General features: G+C 39.5%; 21 protein-coding genes and 2 riboswitches. Of the genes, 4 read left to right on the forward strand and 17 right to left on the reverse strand.

The window, feature by feature from the left end; translation table 11 throughout:
• Positions 1 to 21: 21 nt before the first annotated feature.
• The 9 genes from AC3RV6_RS17900 to AC3RV6_RS17940 all read right to left on the reverse strand — a co-directional run bounded on the left by AC3RV6_RS17900 (position 22) and on the right by AC3RV6_RS17940 (position 7730).
• A complete protein-coding gene (locus AC3RV6_RS17900) occupies positions 22 to 678 on the reverse strand; it encodes an amino acid ABC transporter permease (RefSeq protein WP_489747309.1) in 657 nt (218 codons plus the stop codon).
• Positions 679 to 690: 12 nt separating this feature from the next.
• A complete protein-coding gene (locus tag AC3RV6_RS17905) occupies positions 691 to 1503 on the reverse strand; it encodes a transporter substrate-binding domain-containing protein (protein ID WP_489747310.1) in 813 nt (270 codons plus the stop codon).
• The gene (locus tag AC3RV6_RS17910; protein WP_489747311.1) at positions 1496 to 2902 is read right to left on the reverse strand and encodes an aminotransferase family protein; all 1407 of its coding nucleotides are present in this window, start codon (positions 2900 to 2902) and stop codon (positions 1496 to 1498) included. Before AC3RV6_RS17910 ends, AC3RV6_RS17905 begins: the two co-directional genes overlap by 8 nt.
• Complete coding sequence (locus tag AC3RV6_RS17915) at positions 2874 to 4061, reverse strand: thiolase family protein (RefSeq protein ID WP_489747312.1); 1188 nt, start codon at positions 4059 to 4061, stop codon at positions 2874 to 2876. Before AC3RV6_RS17915 ends, AC3RV6_RS17910 begins: the two co-directional genes overlap by 29 nt.
• On the reverse strand, positions 4058 to 4729 hold the full coding sequence (locus tag AC3RV6_RS17920) for a 3-oxoacid CoA-transferase subunit B (RefSeq protein WP_489747313.1): 672 nt from the start codon (positions 4727 to 4729) through the stop codon (positions 4058 to 4060). The genes AC3RV6_RS17915 and AC3RV6_RS17920 overlap by 4 nt, the downstream gene beginning before the upstream one ends.
• On the reverse strand, positions 4726 to 5388 hold the full coding sequence (locus AC3RV6_RS17925) for a CoA transferase subunit A (RefSeq protein WP_489747314.1): 663 nt from the start codon (positions 5386 to 5388) through the stop codon (positions 4726 to 4728). Before AC3RV6_RS17925 ends, AC3RV6_RS17920 begins: the two co-directional genes overlap by 4 nt.
• A 188-nt stretch (positions 5389 to 5576) precedes the next feature.
• Positions 5577 to 5897 (reverse strand): DUF3870 domain-containing protein, encoded by a 321-nt coding sequence (locus AC3RV6_RS17930; protein ID WP_489747315.1) that lies wholly within the window; start codon positions 5895 to 5897, stop codon positions 5577 to 5579.
• Between the two features lie 265 nt (positions 5898 to 6162).
• Positions 6163 to 6723: a biotin transporter BioY gene (locus tag AC3RV6_RS17935; protein ID WP_489747316.1), complete on the reverse strand. Its 561-nt coding sequence runs from the start codon at positions 6721 to 6723 to the stop codon at positions 6163 to 6165.
• Between the two features lie 116 nt (positions 6724 to 6839).
• The gene (locus tag AC3RV6_RS17940) at positions 6840 to 7730 is read right to left on the reverse strand and encodes a LysR family transcriptional regulator (protein WP_489747317.1); all 891 of its coding nucleotides are present in this window, start codon (positions 7728 to 7730) and stop codon (positions 6840 to 6842) included.
• Positions 7731 to 7844: 114 nt separating this feature from the next.
• Here AC3RV6_RS17940 and AC3RV6_RS17945 point away from each other — a divergent pair, with 114 nt between their 5' ends.
• A complete protein-coding gene (locus AC3RV6_RS17945) occupies positions 7845 to 8846 on the forward strand; it encodes a YeiH family protein (protein WP_489747318.1) in 1002 nt (333 codons plus the stop codon).
• A 54-nt stretch (positions 8847 to 8900) separates the two neighbouring features.
• On the opposite strand, the gene ypfJ is transcribed toward AC3RV6_RS17945, so the two are convergent.
• From ypfJ to AC3RV6_RS17985, 8 genes are all read right to left on the reverse strand, one after another.
• A complete protein-coding gene (ypfJ, locus tag AC3RV6_RS17950; protein WP_489747319.1) occupies positions 8901 to 9737 on the reverse strand; it encodes a KPN_02809 family neutral zinc metallopeptidase in 837 nt (278 codons plus the stop codon).
• A gap of 179 nt (positions 9738 to 9916) precedes the next feature.
• Positions 9917 to 10591: an NAD(P)H:quinone oxidoreductase gene (gene wrbA, locus AC3RV6_RS17955; protein ID WP_489747320.1), complete on the reverse strand. Its 675-nt coding sequence runs from the start codon at positions 10589 to 10591 to the stop codon at positions 9917 to 9919.
• Positions 10592 to 10617: 26 nt separating this feature from the next.
• Complete coding sequence (locus AC3RV6_RS17960) at positions 10618 to 11229, reverse strand: alpha/beta hydrolase (protein ID WP_489747321.1); 612 nt, start codon at positions 11227 to 11229, stop codon at positions 10618 to 10620.
• A 113-nt stretch (positions 11230 to 11342) separates the two neighbouring features.
• Positions 11343 to 12548, reverse strand: coding sequence for a DUF3238 domain-containing protein (locus tag AC3RV6_RS17965; RefSeq protein WP_489747322.1), 1206 nt, complete (start codon positions 12546 to 12548; stop codon positions 11343 to 11345).
• Positions 12549 to 12607: 59 nt separating this feature from the next.
• A complete protein-coding gene (gene thiE, locus AC3RV6_RS17970; RefSeq protein ID WP_489749303.1) occupies positions 12608 to 13234 on the reverse strand; it encodes a thiamine phosphate synthase in 627 nt (208 codons plus the stop codon).
• 25 nt (positions 13235 to 13259) lie between these two features.
• Entirely contained in the window at positions 13260 to 14096 is an 837-nt protein-coding gene (gene thiD, locus AC3RV6_RS17975) for a bifunctional hydroxymethylpyrimidine kinase/phosphomethylpyrimidine kinase (protein WP_489747323.1), read from the reverse strand.
• 75 nt (positions 14097 to 14171) lie between these two features.
• Positions 14172 to 14277: riboswitch (TPP riboswitch) on the reverse strand.
• 277 nt (positions 14278 to 14554) lie between these two features.
• Positions 14555 to 14704: a hypothetical protein gene (locus AC3RV6_RS17980; RefSeq protein WP_489747324.1), complete on the reverse strand. Its 150-nt coding sequence runs from the start codon at positions 14702 to 14704 to the stop codon at positions 14555 to 14557.
• Positions 14705 to 14882: 178 nt separating this feature from the next.
• Complete coding sequence (locus AC3RV6_RS17985; RefSeq protein ID WP_489747325.1) at positions 14883 to 15032, reverse strand: hypothetical protein; 150 nt, start codon at positions 15030 to 15032, stop codon at positions 14883 to 14885.
• Positions 15033 to 15417: 385 nt separating this feature from the next.
• On the opposite strand from AC3RV6_RS17985, the gene cysK reads away from it, so the two are divergent.
• The 3 genes from cysK (at position 15418) to thiW (ending at position 17910) form a co-directional block, all read left to right on the forward strand.
• Positions 15418 to 16344: a cysteine synthase A gene (gene cysK / locus AC3RV6_RS17990; RefSeq protein WP_489747326.1), complete on the forward strand. Its 927-nt coding sequence runs from the start codon at positions 15418 to 15420 to the stop codon at positions 16342 to 16344.
• A gap of 96 nt (positions 16345 to 16440) precedes the next feature.
• Positions 16441 to 16548, forward strand: a riboswitch (TPP riboswitch).
• An 85-nt stretch (positions 16549 to 16633) separates the two neighbouring features.
• Positions 16634 to 17407 carry a hydroxyethylthiazole kinase gene (thiM, locus tag AC3RV6_RS17995; RefSeq protein ID WP_489747327.1) on the forward strand — a complete coding sequence of 258 codons (774 nt, stop codon included), beginning with the start codon at positions 16634 to 16636 and terminating at the stop codon, positions 17405 to 17407.
• Positions 17404 to 17910: an energy coupling factor transporter S component ThiW gene (gene thiW / locus AC3RV6_RS18000; protein WP_489747328.1), complete on the forward strand. Its 507-nt coding sequence runs from the start codon at positions 17404 to 17406 to the stop codon at positions 17908 to 17910. The genes thiM and thiW overlap by 4 nt, the downstream gene beginning before the upstream one ends.
• Positions 17911 to 18029: the final 119 nt, after the last annotated feature.

Consider the following 18029-nt stretch of genomic DNA (forward strand, 5'->3'; position numbering starts at 1 on the left):
GAATTACCTCCCTCGCTCTATCTATCTTTCACTCACGGACATTCTTCGCTCAAGTCTGTTTAATAACATAGTGAAAATCGTAGTCATGAATAAATAAAATACTGCGGCCGCCAAGTAAAATTCAATGAATGCATAGTTTGTTGATGCATATCTTTGCGAAACCATCATTAGTTCAGAAACTGTGACCAAAGATGCCAATGATGAATCTTTCAGCAACATTATCGCCTGGTTTCCTAAAGAAGGAATACTTACTCTTATTGCTTGTGGAAGAATAACTTTACGCATAATTAATGGATATTTCATCCCAAGTGATTCTGCAGCTTCTATCTGACCATTCGAGATAGACATAATACCACCTCGATAAATTTCAGCGATATACGCTGCTGCATTAATTCCTAATGCAATAACTGCCGAAACAAATGGCGATAATTCAATACCAATTTGAGGAAGTCCAAAATAGACAAGGAACAATTGAACTAACATCGGTGTCCCTCGAATTATCCACAAATAAAGATCAGCTAAAATAGAAAGAACTTTATTATTCGAAATCTTCATTAATGCAATAAATAGACCTAATACCGCACCGATGATTATAGAGAGTACAGATAACTTTAAAGTAACCCAGGCTGCCTCTATCATGAACGGTATAAAATTAGTTACTAAGCTAAAATCTAGCATATTAATCCACCTCTACCGTATATTTTCACCAAACCATTTCAGACTAATTTCTTCATATGTTCCATCCTCCGTTATGTCTGCTAAATGCTTGTTAATTTCGTCCATTAGGTCTTTTTGGTTTTTATTCAGTGTAATACCTGCAATTTCATCATATAAAATATCGCCAGCCCCATGTGCTGGGTAATCATGTTCAAGAATTAGTCTGCTACCAACTGCTTTATCAGTAACAACTCCATCAATCCGTCCATTACTTAGGTCTTGAAATGCCAATAGATCATTTTTGTAAAATTGAGGTGTTGCGCCCAATTCCTCTACTTTTTCAGTAAAGGTTGTTCCTGTCGCGACGCCGATATTTTTCCCTTTAAGATCAGTTTCAGGATCTTTAATCTCTTCATTTTCGTTTAGAGTGAATAACTGTGCACCTGTGCGATAATAAGCTTCTGTAAAATCCACTTTCTTTTTACGTTCCTCAGTAATTGCCATACTTGACAAAATGATATCAAACTTATTAGAAACCAATCCTCCGATGATTGTATCCCATGGTGTTGCGATAAATTCAGCTTCAACACCCATACGTGATGCTATTTCATTTGAAATATCAACGTCAAAACCAACTAGTTCATTTTTATCATCAAAAAAGTTGAACGGAGGGTATGCGCCTTCAATGCCAACTTTAATGACACCGCTTTCTTTAATCTTGTTTAGAGCATCTCCGCCAGCATTTTCTTCTTTGGTAGATTCACTTGATTTACTACCTCCACAAGCAGTTAATACTAGCAATATGCTCCCTATTAAAGCCACTATCATCAACATTTTTTTATTCATAACAAAACACTCCCCTTTCATCCATTTGAATTTTCTTTTCAAACTTCTCAATCGCGTTTTCTAATATATCAACAATGATATCGATTTCTTCAATAGATACATTTAACGGAGGGCTAATTATTAAATGCTCGCCATTATGACCGTCTATTCCACCAGACCCCGGATAAAACACAGCCCCTAGCTCGATAGCAATATTATTAATTTGATTAGCTGCTTGTACACTAGGATCAAACAATATATCTTTTTTATTATCTAAAACTAATTCAATACCAATTAGAAGCCCTTTTCCGCGAATATCAGAGATGATTGAAGTCTTACTCTTCAACTCTTCTAGTCTTTCAACCAGATGCTTTGAAGCATTCTGACAGTTATTAATAATCGCTTGCTCTTCGTATGTTTCTAAAGCAGATAGACCCGCAGCTGCTGTAACAGGATGACCGCTATAAGTGTAACCATGAATGAATTTACCGTTACTGTTTACGATAATGCTATCGACTATTTTATCGTTTACAATCATTCCCGCTAAAGGTGCATATCCAGCTGAAACCCCTTTTCCGAAAGTTAGAATATCCGGTTCAATGCCAATATGTTCGACTGCAAAGTGCTTACCAGTTCTTCCAAATCCAGTCATTACTTCATCGATAATAAGAATAATATCATTCTTATCACAAATCTCCCTAACTTTCTGGAAATATCCTTCCGGCGGGACAACTGCTCCTTGCTGTGATCCAACAATTGGTTCCATAATAATCGATGCTACATTTTCTGCACCTAACTCCAACACTTTTCTCTCTATATCTGTAACACATGACCAATTTTGTTTTTGGATGCACTCTTCCTTATTTCGATTATATGGACATCTATGACAATAAGGAGAATACACATGTTCAGCATGTACTAGATTCGGTGTAAATGGATGTCTTCGTTTGACATCTCCCCCTACCGAAAGTGAACCAATTGTATTTCCGTGATAAGATTGCCATCTACCAATCGTTATTGTTTTATCGTTATTACCACGATCACGGTGGTATTGACGTGCAAGTTTTAAAGCACTTTCATTCGCTTCGGAACCACCTGATGTGAAATACACTTTATTTAAAGTACTTGATGTTAAGTCTGTTATTTTATTTGCCAATAGATGAATTACTTCCGTCTCAAACCTCATTGTGTGGACAAAACCAACCTTTGTGGCTTGGTCCGCCATTGCTTGAGCTATTTGCGGATTACTATGACCTAAATTTGCTGCTACAGCGCCAGACGAAGCATCAATATAACTTTTACCTTCATTGTCATAAAGATAGATTCCCTCGCCATGACTGATAATTGGATAATCTATTGTAAAATCTCTATGGAATATAGAATCTTCTTTATTATTCATATCTTTCCACCACCATTGCAATTCCTTGTCCACCAGCTACACATAGCGTTGCTAATCCATAGCGGTGTTTTTCTTTAGCCATTTCATGTATTAACGATACTAAAATTCTTGCACCCGAACTACCGAGCGGATGCCCCAGAGCGATTGCTCCACCGTTCACATTAACTTTTTGTTCGTCAATATCCCACTCCTTTAACACGGCCAAACTTTGTGCTGCAAATGCTTCATTCAATTCCACGATATTTATGTCATCCATGGTCAAGTTTGCTTTCGACAATGCTTTTTCTGTTGCTGTTACTGGACCAATTCCCATCTCTTTCGGAGCAACACCCGACGAAGCAATCGATTTAATATAAGCCATCGGCGTCAGTCCAAGTTCTTTCGCTTTCGAATCGCTCATTAATAACAACATTGCAGCACCATCATTTCGTCCCGTAGAGTTTCCAGCAGTAACAGTTCCATTTTCTTTAAAAACCGGTTTTAATTTGCCGAGTTTTTCCAGTGAACTCTCCCTAGGAAATTCATCCTGTGCGAAGTATAAATAATTATTTTTCCCTTTTTTTACTGCTATCGGGACGATTTCATCTGTGAAGCGGGAATTAGCAATTGCGATTCTAGCTTTTTCTTGGCTTCTTACTGAGAATTGATCTTGCTCTTCCCTCGTAATCTCATATTTTACTGCAAGGTTTTCTGCCGTTTCACCCATTGAAAAACGTCCATACATTTCCTCAGGTTGAGAGCGAGGCTGACTTTCAATATTTGAGTCTAGTAATGTTAGATCCCCCGAATTGACCCCAAATCTGTTGTTCAAGAGATAGTAAGGAGCTTGTGACATACTTTCTACACCACCCGCTAAAACAACGTTGCTTTGTCCAGTTTCTATAGACATCATTCCATTAACAATTGCCTGCATACCGGATGCACACTGCATATTCACCGTATGTCCAGGAACATGTTCTGGAATACCTGCTTTCAATAATGCAACCCTAGCGATATTTGGATAATGTGCACTTTGTTTCGTCTGTCCAATAATAACTTCGTCAATTATTGAACCGTTGTATCCAGCTGCTGACAAATTGTTCTTCATTATTGTTGCTACCAATTCATCTGGTTCTATATCTTTTAAGGAGCCTCCAAACTTGCCTATAGGTGATCTAAAAGCATTAATGATTGCTATCATATTTTTACTACTCTCCCTACTGCATTATTTTGTAATTTAGGATGTACCCTAAACGGCGCACTTGTATTACTTGTCACTTCTTCAATTGTTATTCCAGGGGCTAATTCAGTTAAAATAAGCCCATCTTTATCTGAATGGAAAACAGCGAGTTCTGTAATAATAACGTCTACTTGTCTCAATGACGTCAACGGATAGGTCAGTTCTTTAACGATTTTCGCTTCTCCATTTTTTGTCGAATGGAGCATTGCCACTATAACTTTATTTGAACCTTCTAATAAATCCATAGCACCACCTACGCCCAATACATTCTTCCCTGGTATTGCCCAATTTGCAATACGTCCAAACTGATCAACTTGAAGTACTCCTAATATTGAAGTTCCGATATGTCCACCGCGAATCATGGCAAATGATGTAGCGCTATCAAAGAATGAGGAGCCATTTACAATTGAAACTGGTAATTTTCCTGCATTAATTAAATCCGGATCAATATCTCCTTCTGCCGGTGTCGGTCCTAGTCCCAAAATACCGTTTTCGGAATGTATATGAATAAGAACATCCTTTGGTATATAATCTACGACCATTGTCGGAATTCCTATCCCTAAATTGACAGTGTCTCCATTTTGTAATTCTTCAGCTGCGCGGCAGGCAATATATTCTTTTGATTTCACTTGTTTCCCCCCCCACTCAATACTAAGTAGTCCACATATAAATGTGGTGTTACTATTTCTTCTGGGTTCAACATGCCTACTTCAACAATTTCATCCACTTCTACAATCACTTTTTTAGCAGCAGTCGCCATTACCGGATTGAAATTACGTGATGATTTACTATATATTAAATTTCCTAAACGATCTGCTTTCTTCGCCTTCACCAAACAAAAGTCAGCTTTAATCGACTCTTGCAATAAATATTCTTTTTCAGCAATCACTTTTTTCTCTTTTTTCTCAGCAAGTAAAGTTCCCACGCCTACTGATGTATAAATACCACCTAATCCAGCGCCTCCAGCACGAATTGCTTCTGACAACGTCCCTTGAGGGATTAATTCTATTTGAATTTCACCTTTTTTATACGCATTGACAACTTCTCTGTTCGATGTAAAGTAAGAACCTATTGCTTTTTTAACCTGCTTATTTTCTACTAATAAACCGAGCCCTTTTCCAGGTTCCCCTAAGTTATTACTAATAATTGTAAGCCCTTTCACCGTTGAGCGACAAAGCGCATCAACCAAATCGAGTGGACATCCAACAAGCCCAAATCCACCAACCATAATCGTTGAATCATCGCCTATCATTTGAATTGCCTGATCTGCTGTAATTACTTCTTTCATCTCCATAATCCTCCTACAGTCATAATTTTAAAAATAAAAAAACCGAGCAGAAACATCGTATATTATAAGATCTGTACAAACTTGTACATTCTTAAAATATGTGACATTCGCTCGGCTTTATTGAGACCATGGATTGGGGTTACCTTTCCACTTCAATATAACCAATATACATATGTGAGTTATTGTTCTTAACTTTCCAAGTGATTCCAATATCTTTGATTTGCTGCTTGTAGCGCTACTATAATTGCTTGTTGAGAAGGCGCTAAATAATGCTCTTCTATACGCTTCACCAAATCGGCCAATCCATTACTTAAAACGTAACCAACTACAAGTTTTTTTAGAAACCTTTTTGTTAGATCTGCAATCATTGTAAATTCGGCATCAATGATTTCATGAGTCACAAGATTTATCTCTAATACTAATCCCGCATGTCGATATATTTCATACATTGAAGTTCCCTGTGGTGCTTTTGCATAACCTGTAACAATGACTGAATTCAACTTTTTCATTGGTAAATTCCTTTAGTGTTTTTTGGATTAAAAACATCATATATCAAATATTCAATAATGTCAAACTACTCTTTTATTCTGGCAAATGAAGTATTTTTGACATAAAAATAATAATATACCAAGTAAACAGCTTTTTGAAAAGTATATAATTTACATATTAGTTTTTAATCTTTGGTCTATAACAAGTTAAATAAATCGGTACGGGAAATACAAAATAAAAAAATCACTTTACGCCCCCTAATGGCGTAAAGTGACCTCTTTAAAATCAATGATTTGCTACATACAACAAACTTGCTGACTTCAATCGATTTCTAACCGCAATTCCAACCCATGCTGCAAGTAATGCTTTAATGATACCAACTGGAATAAATGGAGCAAATCCACCCATAAATGCACCAGTCCATGCAAGGTCAGCAACAAACTTTAACCAAACAGTACCAAACGCCAACGTGATAAACATTCCAATAATATTGGCAATGATTGCATTTTTAACTGTGAAACTCGTTTTCTCCAAATAATAACCAATGGTGAACGTCGCTGGGATAAAGCCGAACAAAAAGCCACCCGTCGGTCCAAACAAGCTTCCTAGCCCACCAGACATTCCTGCAAAAACTGGAACACCTACTGCCCCAAGTCCCAAATAAACGATTACGGAAATCGTGCCGTATCTAGCACCTAAAATAGTTGCTGCAAGTCCGATTGCTAATGTCTGACCTGTAATTGGAACAAGCGGAAGCGGAATAGTTACTTGTGCTAATATGCCAATAATTGCTGCAAAAAGTGCTGTTACAATCATCATACGTAGTTTAAGATTCGATCCTGTCATTATATATAAGTCCCCTTTTCTGTAAACCTTTTATAATAGTTGGTTGACTTATATTTTATATGAACTGAAGGAGGCTTGTCAATTACTATTTCTGTAATTAAAACAAGAGCGACCCTTTACAATGTCGTCAGCGTCTTATCATTACGCAATAAATCAATAAAGACTTCCAATGCCTTCGTTTGAAAATGTGATTTTGTTAACATAGAAAAGTCGCGGGATAGCGGTAGTCCTTCAATGTTTATTATTTTTAAATCACCAGTTCTTAGTTCCTTCTGAATCGTCCACCTGGACAATAAACTAATGCCAAGCCCCACTTCTACTGATTCTTTAATAAGCTGTGTACTACTAAAACTCATCACTTTAGCAGGGCAAATTTGAAACAACTGAAATAGCGATTCCGTCGCTTCACGCGTACCTGATCCTTGCTCGCGTACAATCCACGGCTCCTGTTCCAAATCTTTAACAACTACTATTTGTTTACTTGTTAAAAGATGATTTGACGGAGCGACAATTACCATGGAATCTTTCGAAAATTCCTCTGAAATTAATTGTTCTACATCAAATTTTCCTTCTACAATCCCTATGTCTAACTGATGACTTCCCACTAAATCAGCAATTTTAGCTGTGTTACCAATTGTTATTGAAGGATGAATGTCAGGATAGTTATGCTGTAACTGGGCAATAATACGCGGAAGTACATATTCACCGAAAGTATAGCTCGCACCTATTAGTAAAGATCCATTCGCTTTTTTTGTTAAATCATCCACGAGGTTTTGCATTTTCACATAAAGTCCCAGTATTTCTTTGCCGTGGTGATAAACAATTTCACCTGCTTTATTTAAACGTACATACTTACTATTCCGTTCTAGTAAACGTGTACCGATATTTTCCTCAAATACTCGGATAAACTGACTGACTGCTGGTTGTGTCATATGATGCTCTTCAGCCGCCCTCGAAAAACTTTGTTTCTCAGCAACTGTAATAAATACTCGTAAATGCGGATCCATCTTTATCCACCACCCTTTTTCATCTATTATATCATTTTACTTATCATTGTTATCATAATAAATTATTTTACTTATACATATGGCAAGAATATTATAGAAATAGGAGGTGCGCTAATGACTTTAAAAAACAAAAATGTTACATGGGTTGCAGGAATAGCATTTACATTTCTCATTGCTTTACTCGGATTCTTTTTAGCAAAGGTTCCAGGATTTGATCATATTGGCCAGTTAGCCTGTGCAATTATCATCGCAGTTGCCTACCGACAATTCTTTGGTTATCCAGAAATACTTAGAAACGGCATTACTTTTTCATCTAAAAAACTACTTAGATTTGCAATTATTTTATATGGTCTAAAATTAAATATTGATGTCGTTTTCCGTGATGGGTTAGGACTACTCGCACGTGACGTCCTAGTAATTGCTTTTGCAATCGGCTTAACACTTTGGATTGCTAAATTAATTAAGGCTGACAATATGATTTCTCTCTTATTAGGAGTTGGCACCGGCGTATGCGGAGCAGCAGCCATCGCAGCCATTGCACCGATTGTCAAAGCCAAAGACGAAGATACTGCAATTGGTGTTGGTATTATTGCACTTATGGGAACAGTATTCGCAATTGGATTCACCATTTTAAGACCTATTTTACCAATGATTCCTTTGGATTATGGTATTTGGTCGGGCCTTAGTTTACATGAACTTGCCCATGTTGCGATTGCCGCGGAACCTGCTGGACAGGACGCGCTTGCCATTGCGTTACTCGCAAAACTAGGTCGTGTTTTCTTACTTGTTCCACTATCCTTTATCTTTATTTTTATTATGAAAAGAAAAAACAAAAACTCAGGCGAAGAACAAGCTAAAATTGAATTCCCATACTTCCTACTCGGATTCGTTTTATTAAGTATTTTAGGCAGTTATGTGTTCGGTCATTCAATTCCAGTTTCAGATGGCGTGATGCAAGGAATTTCTACATTCACAGCATGGTTACTCACTTCTGCTATGGTCGGACTCGGCTTAAATGTCAGCTTACGTGATTTACGCACACGTGCTTTGAAACCACTTATTGCGATGACAATATCTTCTATCTGTCTTGCAGTGTTTGCTTACTTTATTGTATAAATGAATAAAAAAATCCATTTCAGCTAATTTCAGTGAAATGGATTTTTTTTATTATTAGAAACCACTAGCATTGAAGGTATCTCCACCTTCTATCGTACCGTTTTGAAATCCTTTATAAAGCCAACTTCTACGTTGCTCAGATGTACCATGCGTAAAACTCTCAGGCACAACATATCCTTGCGCTCTCTTTTGAAGCGTGTCATCTCCAATTGCACTAGCTGCATTCAGCGCTTCGTCTAAATCACCTTCATCAAGCACACCCATTCCCTCTGCATGATGCGCCCATACGCCTGCCAAATAATCTGCCTGTAATTCGAAGCTAACTTGGTATTTGTTATATTCCGTTTCACTGAGCTGTTGACGTAAAGGCGCAAGTTTGTCTGTCGTCCCTAAAAGTGTTTGCACATGATGTCCTACCTCATGCGCAATTACATAAGCCATTGCAAAATCACCAGGCGCATTAAATTTTTGACGTAGTTCATTATAAAAACTCAAATCAATATAAAGCTTATGATCTCCCGGACAATAAAAAGGTCCAACTGAAGACCCCGCTACACCGCAAGCCGATTCTACACTATTCGTATATAGCACTAATTTGGGTTCCTCATAAACAAGCCCTTCTTTTTTAAATAAATCCGTCCAAACTTCTTCCGTATCCGCTAATACGACAGATACAAAATTGGCAAGTTCTTTTTCTTCAGCAGTTTCCGTATAAGGAGCATCTGACGCCGAATCTGTTTGTAAATTTGTCAAATCGTCAGGATTACCGCCAAACAACATAAATAAAATAACAATTACAATTCCGCCAAGACCACCACCTATTGCGGTTTTACTACCCATCCCGCGACGGTCCTCAACATTACTACTTCCTCTTCTACCTTCAGTTTTCATGTTAATTCCTCCGATACCATATCAAATAAACCAATCCTATAATATTGGTATACCCAAAATTACAGAAATTAGCGCTTATAGATTAACGATCGGTGATTCAAGAATAAAACGAAGATTCCTAACTAATTAGCTGACGTACAAAAAAACCGACCCACTAGGCCGGTTTTCAATTCTTCTTTTCATACTTGGTAATGCTTCATTGCTTCCGCCACTTTTACTGTGCGTTTCGCTTGATGCTGAACAGCCGCTTTAATCGCTTCGGCATCATCTACCATTTTTCCATCGTTACCAACTGTTACGCTTGTACCATATGGATTTCCACCCGCCGCATAAGCAGATGCATCAGTATAACCTGGTGCTGCAACGACTGCGCCCCAATGATACATCGCTGTGTAAAGCGAAAGAAGGGTAGCTTCTTGCCCTCCATGCGCATTCCCAGCGGATGTCATGGCACTGACGGCTTTATTCGCAAGCTTTCCTTGTGCCCAAACACCGCCTGTTGTATCCAAGAAGTTTTTAACTTGTCCTGGCATATTTCCAAACCGAGTTGGAACACTGAAAATTATTGCATCTGCCCATGCAAGGTCTTCTGGTGTTACTTCGGGTACATCTTTCATCGCTTCAATCGTTGCCTTCCAAGCTGGGTTTGAATCAATTGCTGCTTGCGGTGCAGTTTCAGCAACCTTCAATATTTTCACTTCAGAACCAAGCTCTTTAGCAGCATCACTCGCCCACTGCGCTAACTGATAATTTGTCCCACCTGAAGTATAATAAACGATCGCCGTTTTTACATTAGACACTTGTTCAGTCTCCTTTGTTGTCATGTTCCCAAATAGTCTGTATAAGTAGCCCATTTTTATTCACCGCTTTAATATTATATTTAGCCTTCAAACTTTTCTTTATACCACGCCGATGCTGCTGCAACTTCAGTACCTGTCAGCGAGTGCCCATTCATTTCCCAATGCGTCACAACTTCTACACCCGCTTCTGTGAGCAAATACGCCAGCTCTACAGATTCTTCAGCCGAGCAAAGAGGATCATTTTTACCTGCAGCAATAAACACCTTCGCATCAGTAAGATTAGGTAATAATAGTCCACGTCTCGGAACCATCGGATGATGCAATACGGCACCAACTAATGAATGTTCGTAGTGGAATAACAAACTCGCCGCAATATTTGCCCCGTTTGAATAACCTACTGCAAGTATATTTGAACGATTGAAATTATGCTCTATTGATGCTTCATCTAGAAAATTATGTAATTCTTTCGTTCGAAAAATTAAATCTTCTTCATCGAATACACCTTCCGCTAAACGACGAAAAAAACGTGGCATATCGTTTTCCAGTACATTTCCCCTAACACTTAAAACAGAAGCTTCCGAGTCAATTAATTCAGCAATCGGCAATAAATCTTCTTCAGTTCCACCCGTACCGTGAAGTAGTAAAATTACTGGTTTATTTGGATTCTTTCCAACTTTAAATATATATTTCATTTCAATCCCCCTACAACTTAATTACCTTGAATTCAAGATAATTTTACCTAATGATTGGTTGCTTGTCAAAGTACTTGTTTATTCAACAAAAAAAGAGAAAGCAATTCGCCTTCTCACTCGAAATTTGAAAATCGCCAATAATGCCAACCTGTAATTCCTGACATCCATTCTAACCCCTTACTTTCAGCCAAATGAATAGGTATCCATTGACTCGCATCCCCGCGCATCACATAAACCTCATGATGCGGCGCTTGATCATGAAAACCCGTTATATCTACTGTACCATCCCGCCTTAATACAGCCTTCACTTCATAATCTATATCGGGCGCAATCATAAGCGGATTTCCCACAGCATGCGTCAAGAGAAACCCAGTTTCCCTTCTATTATGATCCTGGCGTTCTAAAGTGATGCCCTCATTTGACGCAACGCCCTGCTCCCGTATTCGTTTCATATAATTGTATGCGGTTGTTTGTCCTACATCTTTTGTAAACGTCAACGGCGCATCTTTTTTATCATAAGCAAGTTCAATATCCACACGTGTTCGAAAACTTTCACCTTCCGCATCGAACCCTCTGCCATCGCCCTTAAAAAACCGATTCCCAGATAAAAAATTCGGATTTTTAATTAAGGCATCTTTTAAAAACGTCGTATAACGAAAACGCCATCTATTCACATCACCATGCTCATCTTGCTGTAAAGTAGAAACGAGCAGGTTTTTGGGGCTATCTATTAATTTATGAATAGAAAACTCTTCAATTTCTGCTTCTGCAGTATTACTATCTGCTTTCAACTTACCAAAAACACTTGCTAATGCAGATTTACTTTTACTCAAAGCCTCTTTAGATTTCGCAAGGGAACGTTTTGAATAGACCGCATAGATATAAGGTTCCTCTAATGAAAAGTCACGATCAATATAGCGATTTACGTGCACTGTTTCCATGAAAGTCCCGTTACGAAATACGTTGTACTCATCAACATCCTCAATTTCTTCCCATGACAAGGCAATTTGTTCTTCTGTGACAATGGTTGTCATGACAAGGGACTGAAGGGGATTCTCGACATTACGCTCCTCGGCAAAAGCTGATGTTTGAAGAGCAATTACATCGACAACCACATCGTTCACAACACGCTCAACTTTATAATTATAAAGCTTTGCATGTTTAAAATCCCCGTCACCAAACTCAGGCACCGTTCCTTCATAAAGTAAGGTTCCATCCCTGTAAACATTGTACGTTCCACCAATATCATTCCATTTAAAAAATATGATATGTGCTTCATGATTAACCATTTGCACTTCAAAAGGTTGTCCGACTACCATTTACAAGCCCCCTTATTTTTTGAAAGTTTGGTCCTAAACCTACTAGCTAACCAGATCCTTTAAATTTCTATCCCTGTTAAAGAAAGCAAGACTTGACCTTTCAAACGACGCGCCGCTTCTTCTACATTATCCGCATTTGTTATCGCAGATATTAAGGAGACTCCTGAAGCACCTGCTTGAATAACGGCTCCAATTTTACGTTCCGAAAGACCACCAATTCCAACCATCGGGAAGCCTGGTAATTGTTCCTTAATTTCTCTTAATCTTTCTGGTCCCACTACGGCTTGTGCATCGTCTTTCGAAGTCGTTTCATAAAGAGGTCCAACACCAATATAATTCGCGCCTGCATCAACAGCCGCAAGTGCTTCTGTTACAGTATGTGCAGAAACACCAAGCACTTTATCTGGACCAATCTTCTCACGCACATCTGCAATCACACCATCATCTTGTCCAATATGAATACCGTCTGCATCAATTTCAAGTGCCAAATCAACATCGTCATTTATGATAAATGGTACTTTATATTCGTTGCACAATGATTTGCATTGAATCGCAAATTCTTTTAAATCACTTCCAACTAACGCTCCAGGTCCTTTCTCACGCAATTGAAAAGTGGTAATTCCACCCTTTAACGCAGATTCCAGAACCTCTAGCGGATTTTTCTCCCCAACGTTTGTCGTACCCATTATGAAATATAATTCTAGTTTGTGGTTAGTCAATAATAACAACTCCTTCTAATGGTTTTTTATGCTCAATACGTCTTCCATACGCCCAATGATTTGTAGGGCCGTGGCCTCCGCCAATATGGAGTCCATCTTCGATTGCTGCATGGATAAATTGTTTTGCGGAAATGACGGCTTCTTTCAATTCTTTGCCATCTGCCAAAAATGCGGTCAAAGCCGCGGCGTACGTACACCCTGTTCCATGTGTGTCCTTCGTTTCAATCCAAGGAGAGCGTACAGAAAAATGATCACCGCTTGCCGACATAAAAAAGTCTTCTGCAAAAGGTGCATCCGTGCGATGTCCGCCTTTAATAATAACGGAATTTGCACCAAGAGCTATTATATGTTCAGCAGCTTTTTTCATGTCTAAATCCGTAATAATTTTAATTCCTGTTAGTACTTCTGCTTCTGGTACGTTAGGTGTCACAATCGTTGACAATGGAATCAATTCCATCTTCAACGCTTCAACCGCAGCATCTTTTAACAAGGATGCCCCACCTTTTGCAATCATAACCGGGTCAATCACAAGTGGCATGCCGTAATTACGAATGGCATCCGCCACGGCCTGAATAATTTCCGTTGAGAATAACATCCCTGTCTTCACTGCGCCTACTTTGAAATCTTCAGTTATGGCATTAATTTGCGCCGTAATTATATGAACATCAATGGGCTGAATTGCCGCTACACCATGTGTATTTTGTGCCGTAACTGCTGTTATAGCAGACGTTCCAAATACGCCAAGTTCTTGAAATGTTTTTAAATCTGCTTGAATCCCAGCACCGCCACCACTATCTGAACCTGCAATCGTTAATGCCACGTTAACCATTTAATGCCACGCCCTTTTCTTATAATAAAAGCCGCCTCCTCTCAACATCGGGAAGCGGCTACACTCTTTTATTCGTAAAGGGCATACCCACTTCCCTACGCCGGTATAATCCGGATCAGGTTCCAAGGGTCTGCGCAAATCGCACATCTCGGCCTATACAATGGCTCCCCTAGTGGTTGATTGAAACTATTCGACTATTAACTGACTATATCACATTTTAAAATACTCTGGATAGTTTCCTATTTTATATACTTACCCCCTTGGTAGTTAAATAAACATTTAAAGGATGGGATTGATTGCGTGCTGCATACTTTTCGGCTGGCGTTGAAAGGTTCTCGCTGAGCGTTGCTTACTTTTCGCATAACGTTGCTTACTTTCAAATGAGTGTTGCATACTTCTTGACTGACGTTGCAAGGTTCCGTTTGCATTGCATACTTTCCGCATAACGTTGCTTACTTTCAAACGAGTGTTGCATACTTCTCGGCTGGCGTTGCAAGGTTTCGTTTGCGTTGCATACTTTCCGCATAACGTTGCTTACTTTCAATCGAGTGTTGCATACTTCTCGGTTGGCGTTGCAAAGTTTCGTTTGCGTTGTATACTTTTCGCATAACGTTGCTTACTTTCAATCGAGTGTTGCATACTTCTCGGTTGGCGTTGCAAGGTTTCATTTGCGTTGCATACTTTCCGCATAACGTTGCTTACTTTCAAATGAGTGTTGCATACTTCTTGACTAACGTTGCAAGGTTTCGTTTGCGTTGCATACTTTCCGCATAACGTTGCTTACTTTCAATCGAGTGTTGCATACTTCTTGACTAACGTTGCAAGGTTCCGTTTGCGTTGCATACTTTCCGCATAACGTTGCTTACTTTCAATCGAGTGTTGCATACTTCTCGGTTGGCGTTGCAAGGTTTCATTTGCGTTGCATACTTTCCGCATAACGTTGCTTACTTTCAAACGAGTGTTGCATACTTCTTGACTAACGTTGCAAGGTTCCGTTTGCGTTGCATACTTTCCGCATAACGTTGCTTACTTTCAATCGAGTGTTGCATACTTTCCCACCGACGTTGCAAGGTTTCATTTGCGTTGCATACTTTCCGTATAACGTTGCTTACTTTCAAATGAGTGTTGCATACTTTCCCACCGACGTTGCAAGGTTCCGTTTGCGTTGCATACTTTCAGCATAACATTGCTTACTATGCTAATTTTATAGGAAACCACGCGACGTACTTGAGTTTATCACGTTAACTCGACATAAAAGGTAGGAATAATATGTTTTATTTTGCTATAATGAAAAAAAGTTGAAATTGAGAGGATGATTATTGTGCGTGTTGTGAATAATATTGCGGAGCTAATTGGAAATACGCCGCTCGTTAGGCTGAATCGATTGCCAGATGCGAACGGGGCCGCGGTTTATGTGAAGCTCGAGTCTTTTAATCCGAGTAAAAGCGTGAAGGATCGTGCCGCTTATAACATGATTGTCCAGGCAGAAAAAAGTGGGACTTTAATAGAGGGTGCCACAATTATTGAGCCAACCTCTGGAAATACAGGCATTGGACTTGCGATGAATGCAGCTGCAAGAGGGTATCGTGCAATTTTCGTCATGCCTAATAATGCGACGATTGAACGTATTAACTTGATGAAAGCTTACGGTGCAGACGTTGTTTTAACGCCGAGTGCAGAGAGGATGCCGGGTGCAATTGCGAAGGCGAATGAAATTGCTGCGGGTATCGAAAATAGTTTTATCCCGATGCAATTTGAAAACGCGGCAAATCCTGATATTCATCGAACGACAACAGCAGTTGAAATCATTGATGCTTTGGAATCAATTGATCGAAAGCTCACCGCTTTTGTTTGTACGTCGGGCACAGGCGGAACGGTTACAGGCACCGGGGAAGCACTCAAAGCATATGATGAAAACGTGACTGTTCACGTTGTAGAGCCTGCAGGTTCGCCGGTATTATCTGGTGGGCAACCTGGCAAACACAAACTTGTTGGGACGAGCCCTGGTTTCATTCCCCCAGTGTTAAATACATCTGTCTATGATGAAATCTTCCAAATTAAAGATGAAGAAGCATATGAAACTGTACGTAACGTGGCCGCGAAAGAAGGTATTCTTATCGGCCCTTCAGGCGGTGCCTCTATATACGCGGCACTTGTCGTAGCAAAACGATTAACACCGGAGGACACAGTAGTCTGTATTGCGCCTGATTCTGGTGAGAGATATTTGTCCAGTGATTTATTTGAATGAAGAAAGAATTGGAAAAAGCATACTTTCCACACAATCTCAAGGCCCCCTTTACAATAAACTAAGTTATGTTATCATTACTATGAAAACTGAATAGGATTTTGCCACTAGAGGTGCCTTTGAAAAAGGCTGAGATGCATATACATATGCGGATTCTAAGAACCTGATCTGGGTCATACCAGCGTAGGGAAGTGAGCCGCAACCTTTATTTATCCAACCCAAAATGTGCGCCGCTTTCTGAGAATTTCAGGAGGCGGCTTTTTATATTTCATTAAAATAGGAGGAATAAAACATGACAACAAACTTATTACAAAAACTTAGAAATGAACAACCACTCGTCCACTGCATCACAAATATTGTCGTCGCCAATTTCCAAGCAAACGGACTACTCGCACTCGGCGCTTCCCCCGTCATGGCGGATGCGCCGGAAGAAGCTGCAGAAATCGCAGCAGTTTCTGCATGTACCGTTCTCAATATCGGGACACTAAAAAAGCAATCCGTTGAGTCTATGATACTTGCTGGAAAAAGCGCTACGCAACACGGTAAACCTGTCGTTCTCGACCCAGTCGGTGCAGGCGCAACAATATTTCGGAAAGAATCAGTCCTTCGTATTCTAAACGAAGTAGACGTCACACTTATCCGTTGTAATGCGGGCGAACTTGCGGCCATCGCTGGTGTAAGTTGGCAAGCAAAGGGCGTAGATGCGGGTGAAGGAGTAGGAAATCTAGCGGATATCGCTAAACAAGTAGCCGAAGCACATAACTGTCTAGTCGCCGTTTCAGGGGAAATCGATCTACTTACAGACGGGACAGAACTCATAAAAATTATAGGCGGACACCCACTCATGACCCGTGTTACAGGAGTTGGATGTCTTCTTAGTAGTGTCGTTGGTGCATTTCTAGCAGTTGGCAAGCAAAACCATATGAAAGCCGCCGCCATAGCACTGACTTTTTACAAAAAAGCAGGCCATACTGCCGCTAATGTTTCTACAGGACCAGGTGATTTTAAAGTTAACTTTATAAATGCGCTATATTCAATTGATAAACAAGAAGCTGTCTCACAATGAATTTACGTAAACTAACGATCATGACGATGTTCGTCGCTATCGCAGTCGCTGGATCTGCGTTCATTTCATTCCCAGCAGGAATTGCACGCGCATATCCAATTCAACACGCAGTAAACGTTATTGCGGCCATTCTTCTCGGCCCTGGCCCTGCAGTTATCATAGCTTTTGTGACTGGTCTCATTCGTTTATTGACAGGAACAGGGTCATTACTCGCCTTCCCCGGAGGTATGATTGGTGCTTTTCTAGCAGGTATTCTTTATAAAAGTTTTGGCAAAACATGGCTCGCAGCTGTTGGCGAAATTACTGGTACGGGGGTAATCGCCTCTTTACTAGCAGTCCCCTACGCAAAAGTTTTAATGGGGACAACATTTACAGCATTATTTTTCGTGCCACCGTTCCTCGCATCTAGTATTTCAGGTGCACTTATCGGTTTAGTACTTGCCGTTCGTTTGCAAAAAAACGTATTTACTAATCAAATAAAAAAAATGCCATTTACAAAGTAATAGCATATATTTTACAATCCATGCCTCCCTTTGAGTTAAGCGGCGAAAGACTTTTCTTGACGCTTCTAATAGTATTAGAATTTATATATTATCGCCCAACCAAATAAATTAAAGACAAA

The organism is Sporosarcina sp. So3-204 (assembly GCF_058068165.1).

Bases quoted from the DNA above. Each gene is read 5' to 3' on its own strand.
- AC3RV6_RS17900 (WP_489747309.1), bottom strand. From the start codon at position 678: ATGCTAGATTTTAGCTTAGTAACTAATTTTATACCGTTCATGATAGAG.
- AC3RV6_RS17905 (WP_489747310.1), bottom strand. From the start codon at position 1,503: ATGAATAAAAAAATGTTGATGATAGTGGCTTTAATAGGGAGCATATTG.
- AC3RV6_RS17915 (WP_489747312.1), bottom strand. From the start codon at position 4,061: ATGATAGCAATCATTAATGCTTTTAGATCACCTATAGGCAAGTTTGGA.
- AC3RV6_RS17925 (WP_489747314.1), bottom strand. From the start codon at position 5,388: ATGAAAGAAGTAATTACAGCAGATCAGGCAATTCAAATGATAGGCGAT.
- AC3RV6_RS17930 (WP_489747315.1), bottom strand. From the start codon at position 5,897: ATGAAAAAGTTGAATTCAGTCATTGTTACAGGTTATGCAAAAGCACCA.
- AC3RV6_RS17935 (WP_489747316.1), bottom strand. From the start codon at position 6,723: ATGACAGGATCGAATCTTAAACTACGTATGATGATTGTAACAGCACTT.
- AC3RV6_RS17940 (WP_489747317.1), bottom strand. From the start codon at position 7,730: ATGGATCCGCATTTACGAGTATTTATTACAGTTGCTGAGAAACAAAGT.
- AC3RV6_RS17945 (WP_489747318.1), top strand. From the start codon at position 7,845: ATGACTTTAAAAAACAAAAATGTTACATGGGTTGCAGGAATAGCATTT.
- ypfJ (WP_489747319.1), bottom strand. From the start codon at position 9,737: ATGAAAACTGAAGGTAGAAGAGGAAGTAGTAATGTTGAGGACCGTCGC.
- wrbA (WP_489747320.1), bottom strand. From the start codon at position 10,591: ATGGGCTACTTATACAGACTATTTGGGAACATGACAACAAAGGAGACT.
- AC3RV6_RS17960 (WP_489747321.1), bottom strand. From the start codon at position 11,229: ATGAAATATATATTTAAAGTTGGAAAGAATCCAAATAAACCAGTAATT.
- AC3RV6_RS17965 (WP_489747322.1), bottom strand. From the start codon at position 12,548: ATGGTAGTCGGACAACCTTTTGAAGTGCAAATGGTTAATCATGAAGCA.
- thiE (WP_489749303.1), bottom strand. From the start codon at position 13,234: ATGGGTACGACAAACGTTGGGGAGAAAAATCCGCTAGAGGTTCTGGAA.
- thiD (WP_489747323.1), bottom strand. From the start codon at position 14,096: ATGGTTAACGTGGCATTAACGATTGCAGGTTCAGATAGTGGTGGCGGT.
- AC3RV6_RS17980 (WP_489747324.1), bottom strand. From the start codon at position 14,704: ATGCGAAAAGTATACAACGCAAACGAAACTTTGCAACGCCAACCGAGA.
- AC3RV6_RS17985 (WP_489747325.1), bottom strand. From the start codon at position 15,032: ATGCGGAAAGTATGCAACGCAAATGAAACCTTGCAACGCCAACCGAGA.
- thiM (WP_489747327.1), top strand. From the start codon at position 16,634: ATGACAACAAACTTATTACAAAAACTTAGAAATGAACAACCACTCGTC.
- thiW (WP_489747328.1), top strand. From the start codon at position 17,404: ATGAATTTACGTAAACTAACGATCATGACGATGTTCGTCGCTATCGCA.